Source organism: Bacteroides sp. 1_1_30 (assembly GCF_020982715.1).
GTDB classification, from domain to species: domain Bacteria; phylum Bacteroidota; class Bacteroidia; order Bacteroidales; family Bacteroidaceae; genus Bacteroides; species Bacteroides xylanisolvens.
The window spans coordinates 1-11,318 of sequence record NZ_JAJKHN010000129.1; the positions used below are offsets into that span (position 1 = coordinate 1).

At 40.8% G+C, this 11,318-nt stretch carries 12 protein-coding genes; 11 read left to right on the top strand and 1 reads right to left on the bottom strand.

The window, feature by feature from the left end:
• Positions 1-403: 403 nt before the first annotated feature.
• The 11 genes from LPH68_RS24145 (at position 404) to LPH68_RS24195 (ending at position 9,443) form a co-directional block, all read left to right on the top strand.
• Positions 404-844 (top strand): hypothetical protein, encoded by a 441-nt coding sequence (locus LPH68_RS24145; RefSeq protein ID WP_008026543.1) that lies wholly within the window; start codon positions 404-406, stop codon positions 842-844.
• 153 nt (positions 845-997) lie between these two features.
• Positions 998-1,795, top strand: a complete 798-nt coding sequence (locus LPH68_RS24150; RefSeq protein WP_004306909.1) for a MotA/TolQ/ExbB proton channel family protein — start codon at positions 998-1,000, stop codon at positions 1,793-1,795.
• A gap of 33 nt (positions 1,796-1,828) precedes the next feature.
• Entirely contained in the window at positions 1,829-2,434 is a 606-nt protein-coding gene (locus LPH68_RS24155) for a biopolymer transporter ExbD (protein WP_004316570.1), read from the top strand.
• Positions 2,435-2,449: 15 nt separating this feature from the next.
• A complete protein-coding gene (locus tag LPH68_RS24160) occupies positions 2,450-3,103 on the top strand; it encodes a biopolymer transporter ExbD (RefSeq protein ID WP_004316569.1) in 654 nt (217 codons plus the stop codon).
• A gap of 26 nt (positions 3,104-3,129) precedes the next feature.
• Entirely contained in the window at positions 3,130-3,945 is an 816-nt protein-coding gene (locus tag LPH68_RS24165) for an energy transducer TonB (RefSeq protein WP_004316568.1), read from the top strand.
• 3 nt (positions 3,946-3,948) lie between these two features.
• Positions 3,949-4,893, top strand: a complete 945-nt coding sequence (locus tag LPH68_RS24170) for a PstS family phosphate ABC transporter substrate-binding protein (RefSeq protein ID WP_008644916.1) — start codon at positions 3,949-3,951, stop codon at positions 4,891-4,893.
• A gap of 21 nt (positions 4,894-4,914) precedes the next feature.
• Positions 4,915-6,381: a lipopolysaccharide assembly protein LapB gene (locus tag LPH68_RS24175; RefSeq protein ID WP_181981119.1), complete on the top strand. Its 1,467-nt coding sequence runs from the start codon at positions 4,915-4,917 to the stop codon at positions 6,379-6,381.
• 170 nt (positions 6,382-6,551) lie between these two features.
• Positions 6,552-7,397: an ATP-binding cassette domain-containing protein gene (locus LPH68_RS24180; RefSeq protein WP_004316565.1), complete on the top strand. Its 846-nt coding sequence runs from the start codon at positions 6,552-6,554 to the stop codon at positions 7,395-7,397.
• Positions 7,398-7,403: 6 nt separating this feature from the next.
• Positions 7,404-8,240, top strand: coding sequence for a hypothetical protein (locus tag LPH68_RS24185; RefSeq protein WP_087323971.1), 837 nt, complete (start codon positions 7,404-7,406; stop codon positions 8,238-8,240).
• Between the two features lie 11 nt (positions 8,241-8,251).
• Positions 8,252-8,620 (top strand): GntR family transcriptional regulator, encoded by a 369-nt coding sequence (locus LPH68_RS24190; RefSeq protein ID WP_087323969.1) that lies wholly within the window; start codon positions 8,252-8,254, stop codon positions 8,618-8,620.
• A gap of 16 nt (positions 8,621-8,636) precedes the next feature.
• Positions 8,637-9,443, top strand: a complete 807-nt coding sequence (locus tag LPH68_RS24195) for a hypothetical protein (protein WP_087323967.1) — start codon at positions 8,637-8,639, stop codon at positions 9,441-9,443.
• A gap of 171 nt (positions 9,444-9,614) precedes the next feature.
• Here LPH68_RS24195 and LPH68_RS24200 read toward each other — a convergent pair whose 3' ends face one another.
• A complete protein-coding gene (locus LPH68_RS24200) occupies positions 9,615-11,207 on the bottom strand; it encodes an alpha-galactosidase (RefSeq protein WP_151936701.1) in 1,593 nt (530 codons plus the stop codon).
• Positions 11,208-11,318: the final 111 nt, after the last annotated feature.

Here is an 11,318-nt window from a genome sequence, read left to right on the forward strand (position 1 = left end):
CATTCCGAACAGAGAAGTTAAGCCTCGTCACGCCGATGGTACTGCGTAACAGTGGGAGAGTAGGTAGCCGCCGTTTTTAGAGAAGCCCCTTGATTCAGCAATGAATCAAGGGGCTTTCTGTTTTGGGTACTTTGCAAAATTTCTGTTTTTTGATTTATCAATGGTACTTTGGTATTTATACCGCCCTTTTTAGCAGATCAAACCTCATAATAGTTTGTTCAATAGAGATGCTTTTTTTAACAAATTAAAATGATGTTCCCTAGAACAAAACACTTTAGAACTTGTTCTTATAGTAGAGACAAATTTTTATGCTTAAATGATGTGAACAATGATACTCGTGTACATTTTATTGCTACATTTGTCGCCGAATCTATAACGAACGATTTAAACAACTAAAAATACAATGAAACTTTCGCCGAAATTCATATTAGCTTTTGTGCTGCTGATGCTATCTTTTAGCATGGGTGGAAATGCTATGAATTTTTCGGCTTATGCTTCAAACTGTGAAGCTTCTTGTCAACTGTCAGAATCGTCTTCTGATGTTAATCGTAATTCTTCTGTAGATAATCAGTCAGTTAGTTATGATAACTCGCAGTCATTAACTATTTCTGATGTAGAATTAGGATTTAAATTAGTAACTGAATCAAACTCTAATAATTATCGCCTACGTAGAATCATTGAAATCAATGACTCCTTGAAAGACGTTATGCATAAGTTTCTCGTGTTAAGAGAGAATTCTTTAGTATTAGATCAAAGTAAATCTTTTTATTCGGATAAGGATCCACATTACTCCATTACGTGTAGCGATTACTATGTGTTCGCTCTAAGACATATCCTTATTTAGTTTATTTCCCCCTATTATCCGTTTTTTTTCGTACTCTGTATGAACTGTGTGACTTTTTCCTTTTAAAAGTTGCAGGGTCTGTAGCGCAGTGTGCCTAATCGAAATTTTTACTTCCTAAATAACTAAAATTAATTTCTTAACAAAAAACTTATTATGGAAACTACTAAAAAAACTCAAGTTGTAGGTATAAAAAATGCCGGTATCGTAATCATCTGCTGTTTAGTAATAGCTGTATGTATCTTCCAATTCCTATTAGGTAACCCGTCCAACTTTATGAACAATGACCCGAACAATCACCCGTTGAACATGTTGGGTACTATTTACAAAGGTGGTATCATCGTGCCTATTATCCAGACATTGTTGTTAACCGTACTTGCTTTGAGCATCGAACGTTATTTCGCTCTTCGTTCTGCTTTCGGTAAAGGTTCATTGTCTAAATTTGTAGCTAACATCAAAGACGCTTTAGCTGCCGGTGACATGAAGAAAGCACAGGAAATCTGTGACAAACAACGTGGATCTGTTGCTAACGTAGTAACTTCTACTTTGCGTAAGTATGAAGAAATGGAAAAGAACACATCTCTTCCTAAAGAACAGAAGCTGTTGGCTATCCAGAAAGAACTTGAAGAAGCTACTGCTTTGGAAATGCCGATGATGCAACAAAATCTTCCGATCATCGCTACCATCACCACTCTGGGTACATTGATGGGATTGCTCGGTACTGTAATCGGTATGATCCGTTCATTTGCTGCTTTGTCTGCTGGTGGTGGTGCTGACTCTATGGCTTTGTCACAAGGTATCTCTGAAGCTTTGATTAACACTGCTTTCGGTATTTTGACTGGTGCATTGGCTGTTATCTCTTACAACTATTACACTAACAAAATCGATAAATTGACTTACGGACTCGACGAAGTCGGATTCTCTATCGTGCAAACTTTTGCTGCTACTCACTAATTCTGCGAACCCTTATAAAATCTATTATTAATCATGGGTAGAGCGCAAATTAAAAAGAAAAGTACGTTCATAGATATGACCGCTATGAGTGACGTTACTGTATTGCTTCTGACTTTCTTTATGTTGACATCAACATTTGTGAAGAAGGAACCAGTGCAAGTTACCACTCCGGCTTCCGTATCGGAAATCAAGATTCCGGAGACTAATGTACTCCAGATTTTGGTTGATCCGGAAGGAAAAATATTTATGAGCCTCGACAAGCAGCAGGATATGCAGGCTGTCTTGGAGAGCATGGGTGAAGAGTATGGCATTAAGTTTACTCCGGAACAAGAGAAGAGATTTATGTTGTCTTCTACTTTTGGAGTGCCTATCAGAAGTATGCAGAAATATCTTGATCTCCCCGAAGATCAACGGGATAAGATCCTTAAGAATGAAGGTATTCCATGCGATAGTGTTGATAATCAGTTTAAATCGTGGGTACGTAATGCACGTACTGCTAACGCTGATCTACGTATTGCCATCAAGGCAGACGCTACGACTCCATACTCAGTGATAAAGAACGTTATGAACTCACTTCAGGATTTGCGGGAAAATCGGTACAATCTGATTACTTCTCTCAAAGCAGAATCTGAAAATTAAAAAGGAGGAAATACAATGAGTGCTGAAGTACAAGAGAGCGGCGGAAAAAGAGGAAAGAGCAAGCAAAAAAAGATAACTGTCCGGGTGGACTTTACACCGATGGTGGACATGAACATGTTGCTGATTACTTTCTTTATGCTTTGTACCACACTGAGCAAACCTCAGACGATGGAAATAAGCATGCCGAGTAATGACAAAGATATTACTGAAAACCAGAAGAGTATGGTGAAGGCTTCACAGGCAATTACACTATTGCTGGGGCCTGATAATAAACTCTATTATTATGAGGGAGAACCTAATTATAAGGACTATACCTCGTTGAAAGAAACTAGCTACGGTGCAAATGGACTGCGTGCCGTACTTCTTCAGAAAAATGCTGTTGCTGTCAATAAAGTAAGAGAATTGAAACAACAGAAATTGGATCTTAAGATAACGGATGACGAATTTAAGAAGCAGGTTTCCGAGATAAAGAGCGGAAAGGATACCCCGACCGTAATTATTAAAGCTACGGATGACGCTTCTTATATGAATCTGATTGACGCGCTGGACGAAATGCAGATATGTAATATTGGTAAATATGTGATAACAGACATTGCGGAAGCTGATGAATTCTTAATCAAGAATTTCGATGCGAAAGGTGGATTGTCACAGAACTTAGCCGATAATTGATGTAACACCCAAAAAAGAAAAGTAAAATGGCAAAATTAGATTTAGCTTCTTCGGAATGGTGTCAACTGATTTTTGAAGGCAAGAACCAGGCATACGGCGCATATAGAATGCGTGCCAATTCAACAAAACGACACAATGTCGCCATGTTGATTGTGGTAATCATAGCGGCAGTCGGATTTAGCATCCCTACACTGCTTAAGTTGGCAACTCCGGAGCAGAAAGAAGTGATGACAGAGGTGACTACCTTGTCGAAATTGGCAGAACCGGAAATCAAACAGGAAGAGATGAAACGGGTTGAGCCGGTGGCGCCTCCTCCCCCTGCACTGAAGAGTTCTATCAAGTTTACTGCTCCTGTCATCAAGAAAGATGAAGAGGTGCATGAAGATGATGAGATCAAGAGCCAGGAGGATTTGAATGCTACTAAAGTATCCATCTCTATTGCCGACGTAAAAGGTAACGACGAGGCGAATGGTAAAGATATTGCTGATCTTAAGCAGGTAGTGACACAGGCTGCACCGGAACCGGAAAAGGTTTTCGATATGGTAGAACAGATGCCGACTTTCCCTGGTGGTCAACAGGAATTGATGGCTTACTTGGGTAAGAACATCAAATATCCGACTATTGCACAGGAGAATGGAACACAAGGTCGCGTTATTATACAGTTCGTTGTTGAACGTGATGGTTCTATCACTGATGTGCGTGTGGCTCGTGGCGTAGACCCTTATCTGGATAAGGAAGCTGTGCGTGTGGTAAAAAGTATGCCGAAATGGCTCCCTGGTAAACAGAATGGAAAAGCGGTACGTGTGAAATTCACCGTTCCGGTAATGTTTAGATTACAATAAAAGATGATGAAGAGACAATTTAGGCTGATAGGACTCGTAGCGTTGGTGGTGTTGAGTGCTTGTAATTCAAAATCGAAAGGACCGACGGATACTTATTCTTCCGGTGTGGTAACTATCGCGGCGGATGAAAGTTTCGAACCTATCATACAAGAAGAGATAGAGGTGTTTGAAAACCTTTACCCTTTGGCCGGGATTGTTCCTCGCTACACAACTGAAGTGGAAGCGATAAATTTACTTCTGAAAGACAGTGTCCGGTTGGCTATTACAACCCGGACACTGACTAAGGAAGAAATGAATTCATTCCACAGCCGTAAATTTTTCCCTCGCGAGATAAAATTGGCAACGGATGGTCTGGCATTGATCGTGAATCGTGCTAATCCGGATTCTTTGTTGAGTGTACGTGATTTTCGCCGCATCCTCACCGGTGAGGTGAAAAACTGGAAAGAGGTAAATCCGGATTCCCGCTTGAAGGGGATTCAGGTGGTGTTCGATAATAAGAATTCCAGTACCGTACGTTTTGCAATGGACTCAATCTGTGGTGGGAAACCGTTGGCTGAAGGTAACGTCAGTGCCTTGAAAACCAACCAGCAGGTGATAGACTATGTAGTGAAGAATCCTGATGCCATGGGAGTTATTGGAGTAAACTGGCTGGGGAACCGCAGTGATACGACCAATCTTTCTTTTCGTGAAGAGATCAGAGTGATGGCAGTCAGTGCTGAAGATGTGGCAACTCCTGCGAACAGCTATAAGCCTTATCAGGCCTATCTGTTCTATGGTAATTATCCGCTGGCACGATCCATCTATGCATTACTGAACGATCCTCGCAGTGGGCTGCCCTGGGGATTTGCTTCTTTTATGACATCCGACAAGGGGCAGCGGATTATATTAAAATCCGGACTTGTTCCGGCTACACAGCCGGTGCGTATTGTCCACGTGAAAGACGAATAATAACTAAAATTAGAGACTATCATGAAACGAGTACAAATGTTTTTAGTTGGAGCGTTTATAGCAGTAGGGTCGCTCTGTGCGCAATCAACCGATGCCGAATGGCAGGCGGAAGTTGCCAAATTGAAAGAAACTATTCAGACGAATCCGGCACAGGCTGCTGAAGAAGCCGAGCATCTGATTAAAGGAAAGAATAAAAAGAATGTGGAACTTTTGGTAGCTATTGGAAATACGTATCTGGATGCTGACAAACTTCCCGAAGCGCAAGAATATGCAACTCTTGCCAGAAAAGCGAATGGTAAATCGGCTCTTGCTTCTGTATTGGAAGGAAATATTGCCATGAAGCAGAAAAATGCGGGTCTCGCTTCTCAGAAATATGAAGAAGCGATTTATTTCGATCCGAAATGTACGGAAGCTTATCTGAAATATGCAGATGTTTATAAATCAGCCAATGCAAGTCTTGCTATTGAAAAGCTGAACCAATTGAAAGCCCTGGAACCGTCCAACACAGCCGTAGACAAAAAACTAGCCGAGATTTATTATTTAAAAAATGATTTTAGTAAAGCGGCAGAAGCTTATGCGAATTTTGCAATGGGGCCTACTGCTACGGAAGAAGATTTGGTGAAGTATGCGTTTGCTTTATTTTTGAACCATGATTTTGAGAAATCGCTCGAAGTGGCTAATATGGGATTGCAAAAGAATGCCCATCATGCTGCGTTCAACCGTTTGGCAATGTATAACTATACTGACCTGAAGCGTTTTGATGAAGCGATAAAGGCAGCGGACATCTTCTTCAATGAATGTGAAAAAGCCGATTATTCTTATTTGGATTATATGTATTATGGACACTTGCTGGAAAGTCTGAAAAAATATGATGATGCAGTAATACAATATGAGAAAGCGGTAAAGATGGATCCGACTAAGACGGATTTATATAAAAATATCTCTTCTGCTTACGAACAGAAGAATGATTATAAAAAAGCAATCAGTGCTTACCAGAAATATTATGCATCCCTTGATAAAGAAAAACAGACTCCGGACTTACAGTTTCAGGTTGGTAGACTTTATTACGGTGCTGGTACGCAACCTGATTCATTGACAATCACTGTTGAAGAACGCAAGCAGGCGTTGATGTCCGCCGATTCTGTTTTCCATGCAATTGCGGAAGCGGCACCGGACAGCTACTTGGGTAACTTCTGGAGAGCTCGTGCCAATTCAGCACTGGACCCTGAAACCACTCAAGGGCTTGCGAAACCTTTCTATGAGGAAGTGGCTGCTTTATTGGAAAGCAAAAATGATCCTCATTACAATTCAGCTTTGGTTGAATGTTACAGTTATCTTGGATATTACTATTTGTTAGCGATCGAGAATCCGGCATTGAAGGCCGAAGCAAAGGCTAATAAAGATAAATCCATAGAATACTGGAATAAAATTCTGGCTATAGACCCCGCTAATGCTACTGCTAAAAGGGCATTGGACGGCATCAAATAGTGAATAATTTTAGTTGTTTGTCGTGACAGGAGGAGTGGAGAGTGATCTTAGCTCCTCCTTTTTTTGCACTTTTTCTCCTTTTCTATTGGAATATTCAAAAGATTGCCTACATTTGCGGTGTACTATTACACTAATACACTAAGAAACATTGTTCATTAAACAGAAATGCTATGATTACAGTAGAAAATCTTTCATTTACTTATCGTAAATCGAAGCGTGCGGTATTACATGATTTTTCGCTTTCGTTCGAGTCCGGCAGGGTATATGGACTGTTGGGAAAGAATGGCGCGGGAAAGTCTACTCTTCTCTATCTGATGTCCGGGTTATTGACTCCTAAAAACGGCAAAGTGGTGTTTCACGATACAGATGTGCGCCGTCGGTTACCGGTTACTTTGCAGGATATGTTTTTAGTTCCCGAAGAGTTTGAATTACCTTCAGTCTCTCTGGTTAGCTATGTGGAGTTGAACAGTCCTTTTTATCCCCGTTTCAGCAAGGAGGAGATGATTAAATATCTCCATTATTTTGAAATGGATATAGATATTGATCTCGGATCACTTTCTATGGGACAGAAAAAGAAAGTATTCATGAGCTTTGCGCTTGCTACAAACACTTCTCTTTTGTTGATGGACGAGCCGACCAACGGACTGGATATTCCCGGTAAAAGTCAGTTCCGTAAGTTTATAGCATCGGGCATGTCGGATGATAAGACGATTGTAATTTCTACGCATCAGGTTCGTGACATCGATAAGGTGCTCGACCATGTATTGATTATGGATGATAGCCGTGTGTTGCTGGATGAATCTACAAGTAATATCTGCGACAAACTCTTCTTTGTGGAGAGTGACAATCGGGAACTGGCGAAAAATGCTCTTTTCGCAATTCCTACTATCCAGGGGAATTACCTGATACTTCCTAACGAAGAACAGGAAGAATCGGAATTAAACTTGGAACTTCTTTTTAATGCTACGTTGGCTGCTCCTGAAGAGATAGCCCGATTGTTTCACACTCAAAAATAAAAGACGATGATAAAAGATACTTTTTTCAGTTTGCCTCGTTTTATGAATCTTTGCCGTAAGGAGATGGTAGAGAATTGGAGATCGAATGTGCTTCGTATGGTGTTGATGTATGGAGTGATGGCAGTGGTAATGGTTTGGAACGGATATTTTGAGTATAGATATTGGCATTCAGGTCAGATCGAAGATCCTGCATGGACATTCTTGTTAGTCGTTTTTATCTGGTCTTTGTGGGGATTTGGTTGTTTGAGCGCTTCGTTTACAATGGAAAAGATGAAAACGAAAACGAGCCGTACTTCCATGTTAATGGTTCCGGCAACTCCTTTCGAGAAGTTTTTCTCCCGGTGGTTTGTTTTTACGGTTGTGTTCCTGGTCATTTTCCTGATTTCTTATAAACTGGCGGATTATACACGTTTTATTATCTATTCTTTGGCTTATCCGGAGGAGAAGGACTTTATCATTCCTGTCGACTTGTCGCATCTGGTTGGAGAAAGAAAGACTTATTATACATTATGTCGGACCGGGTTACAATTTGGAGCCCTGTTATCAGCCTATTTCTTTGTGCAATCCTTATTCGTATTAGGTAGTTCTATTTGGCCTAAAAATTCGTTCCTGAAAACATTTGCATCGGGAACGGTTATTGCTATCGTATATTTCTTACTTGCTGTTTTTATGAGCAAAATGTTCTTGGAGAATGGCAACTATTATTCGGAAAATGTGTTCACTGGAATGTCGGAAGATACGGCTATGAGTATTATGATTGTTGTTGGCATATTCTTTACATTGATGAACTGGACATTGGCCTATTTACGCTTTAAGGAATCTGAAATTGTTAATAGAATGTAATACCTTAGCCTATGAATTTTAAAGAAAGTAAAGCTATTTATTTACAAATTGCAGATAGGATCTGTGATGAGATATTGCTGGGGCAGTATCCGGAAGAGGAGCGGATTCCTTCTGTCAGGGAGTATGCTGCCATTGTGGAGGTGAATGCGAATACGGTGATGCGTTCCTTTGATTATCTTCAGGTACAGAATATTATCTATAATAAACGGGGCATTGGATATTTTGTGGCTTCGGGAGCAAAAGAGCTGATTCATTCTCTTCGTAAAAATACTTTTCTGAAGGAAGAACTGGACTATTTCTTTCGTCAGCTGTATACGCTTGATATACCGATAAAAGAAATAGAGACAATGTATCATGAGTTTATAAAAAAGCAGAAATAAAAAAAGACGGAATATTATGAAACGTACTACGTATATATTTATGGGCCTTCTCGTTTCCGGGTTGCTTATAATTGTGGCAACTGTTATTTTCATATCTATGTCGGGGAAACCCTATCGGGAAGATGGAATCTTTGTAGGTGATGAGCAGACCCAAATGGAGTTGAATGGCATACATGTGATTAATGTTTTCACGAGTCAGGACGGAGTTCCTGAAACGAAACGCGTGTTTGTAAGTGGTGAAATGGACATATCTTCTTCTGATGCGTCATCGGGAAAAGAAGAAATTTCGTATCCGAAAGGGAAGTTTTTGAAGGTTACTCAAAAAAATGATACCTTATTGATGGAGTTAGATTTGAATGTGAATAACATTCCTGAAAAGCTTCAGCACAAAGATCACGTTTTTATGTATGGGCTTCATGTGAATCTGGTGGTGGATTCGCTGACTACTATAATTGCTAACACGGAAAGTGTGAAATTGAATTTGAAGGATGTGCAAACGGATTCATTATTTGTCCGTGGCAACCGTTATGACATGTCTCTTGATTCTTGCCGGCTTCGTTCGTTGGATATTCAGGGAAATGGATTGTCGTTTCATGCAAAAAATAGTAAGATTGAGAATTTCTATCTGAACTTGGACGGTGTATGGAACTGGACCTTTGAGAATACGGAACTGGGAACGGAATATCTAAGTGGTAGCAATCATCATTCTAACGATTTGCAAAAAGGAGAATGTAAGCGGGTAGTGTGGACACCTCTGAAGAAAGATGCACGGTTACAGGTGAATGTAAGGGAAAAGGCGGAGATTACGATAACGCCCGAATAAGTGGCAATAGGTATGAAGATATAAAATATAATACGAATTACTAGACAGTAGCTAAACTAAAAAGGAGCAATAACGGCTTTTAAAGTGCCTTCTAAAAGTGAGATAATTTTTTTTGGGGGGCATCTTTATTCCATTGTTGCTCCTTTTAATATTGAGGGTTATATCGTCAAATTACAATGCTTTTGTCAGAGTGAAGCAATCGATATCCGGTGCCCAGTTGTAACTATTACCCATGCGAATGGTGTTATATCCTGCTTTTAGTTCAACGGGAACTGTGATTTTGTTATGGTTATTATCCTCTCCCAAAGAATCTATTTTGGTAATAATGCCGTTGACATCCAGTTCTATTTGGCGTCCTTTACCGTATGAGTAATGGATAGTCATGTTGTAGCGTCCGCCATCTTCGCTATACACTTCCTTCCATTCGGCATAATTCTCCGGTTGTCCACCCAGGAAACCTACTTTCATTTTGCCGGAAGCTTCTTTGTCATTGGCATAAAGAATACCTTTAGGATTTTTACCTAGGTCGTTGAAAAGAGGCAAGTAAGCCCATTCCGCTTCGTATAGAGTCGGTTCCAGACGGGTTTCGCCTTCCATACGGAGGAACATGGCACTGTGTGCCGGAAGCGTTTGTTCGAATGTGCCGGAGAAGCTGCCTAAATCGTTATGTTTTACGAGATCACGTACTTTTACGTTTCCTCCAAATTCCAATGAAGAGAACGGGACGGAGAAACTGCATACGGTATCGGAAGGATTGTAGAGAGCCACAGCACGTACGTTTCCACGTTTCTGCTCAATATCTTTCACAAGTACATAACCTTCATTTTCATGTTGCGCTACGTATGCCTGCAAACCTAGCGGGTCTTGGTTGAGGGCAATCAATTCTTTGTTTTTCAGCAGTTCGAGAGAAGACTCCGGTATGTTTTCCAGGTTACATCCGATAAGCAAAGGAGAGCTCATGATACACCATAAACCGAAATGAGCTTCTTCTTCTGTCGGGGTAAGACCTTGTCCGCCCACTTTGCTGTCGTTACGGAATCCGATAACCATCATATCCATGTCATTGTAATGTCCGTTGCCGGCATAGGCAGACAGGTAAAGATTCTTGCCGACTACATATCTTAATGAGCCCCAATGTGCGTTAATATCACCGCTGATACGCCAGGAGGTTGCTGCGTTTTTAGCCCAAGTGCCCGGGAAGGCCCATCGGCAGATATTGATGGAAACATCTTTGTTTACTTTGTCTATACTGTTCCGGATTGAAGTGTAGCGTTCCTTTTCATTAAGTCCCAGCGCATCTCCTCCGCAATAGTCAATTTTGATAAAGTCGAAACCCCAGTCGCCAAAGTATAATTGGGCGTCTTGTGGTTCATGCCCGTAGATACCTGCTCCTATACCTGCAGTGTCATTGTCCCACATGGAACCACACGTACTATTACCCGCATCGGTATAAAGGCCAGCTTTCATTCCCAGGCTGTGAATATGATCCGCCACCGGTTTCATGCCGCTCGGGAAGCGTTTTTCATTTGCAAGCATTATTCCGTTGTCGTCACGTTTTCCGAAATAGCCATCATCAACATTGACATAATGATATCCGACATCTTTCAGACCTTTTTCGACCATTAGGTCAGCCTGGTGTTTGATAATGTCTTCACTGATGTCTACACGAAACGCATTCCATGAACTCCATCCCATGATAGGAGGATTGACTGCCTTTTCATTTTCCGAAAGAGTGGTTTGAGTCTTTGTACAACTGATGCACATAAAAGAAGCTACTGCTACTGTAAAGAGATAAATCGGGTCAGTCCGAAAACCCTGTGGATATGTTATGTTAATACGCGCAAGTGAACTATCTTTGCGGAAGATTAAAAAAAT

Coding starts and splice junctions, on each gene's coding strand:
- LPH68_RS24145 (WP_008026543.1), top strand. CDS start 404: ATGAAACTTTCGCCGAAATTCATATTAGCTTTTGTGCTGCTGATGCTA.
- LPH68_RS24150 (WP_004306909.1), top strand. CDS start 998: ATGGAAACTACTAAAAAAACTCAAGTTGTAGGTATAAAAAATGCCGGT.
- LPH68_RS24155 (WP_004316570.1), top strand. CDS start 1,829: ATGGGTAGAGCGCAAATTAAAAAGAAAAGTACGTTCATAGATATGACC.
- LPH68_RS24160 (WP_004316569.1), top strand. CDS start 2,450: ATGAGTGCTGAAGTACAAGAGAGCGGCGGAAAAAGAGGAAAGAGCAAG.
- LPH68_RS24165 (WP_004316568.1), top strand. CDS start 3,130: ATGGCAAAATTAGATTTAGCTTCTTCGGAATGGTGTCAACTGATTTTT.
- LPH68_RS24170 (WP_008644916.1), top strand. CDS start 3,949: ATGATGAAGAGACAATTTAGGCTGATAGGACTCGTAGCGTTGGTGGTG.
- LPH68_RS24175 (WP_181981119.1), top strand. CDS start 4,915: ATGAAACGAGTACAAATGTTTTTAGTTGGAGCGTTTATAGCAGTAGGG.
- LPH68_RS24180 (WP_004316565.1), top strand. CDS start 6,552: ATGATTACAGTAGAAAATCTTTCATTTACTTATCGTAAATCGAAGCGT.
- LPH68_RS24185 (WP_087323971.1), top strand. CDS start 7,404: ATGATAAAAGATACTTTTTTCAGTTTGCCTCGTTTTATGAATCTTTGC.
- LPH68_RS24190 (WP_087323969.1), top strand. CDS start 8,252: ATGAATTTTAAAGAAAGTAAAGCTATTTATTTACAAATTGCAGATAGG.
- LPH68_RS24195 (WP_087323967.1), top strand. CDS start 8,637: ATGAAACGTACTACGTATATATTTATGGGCCTTCTCGTTTCCGGGTTG.
- LPH68_RS24200 (WP_151936701.1), bottom strand. CDS start 11,207: ATGTGCATCAGTTGTACAAAGACTCAAACCACTCTTTCGGAAAATGAA.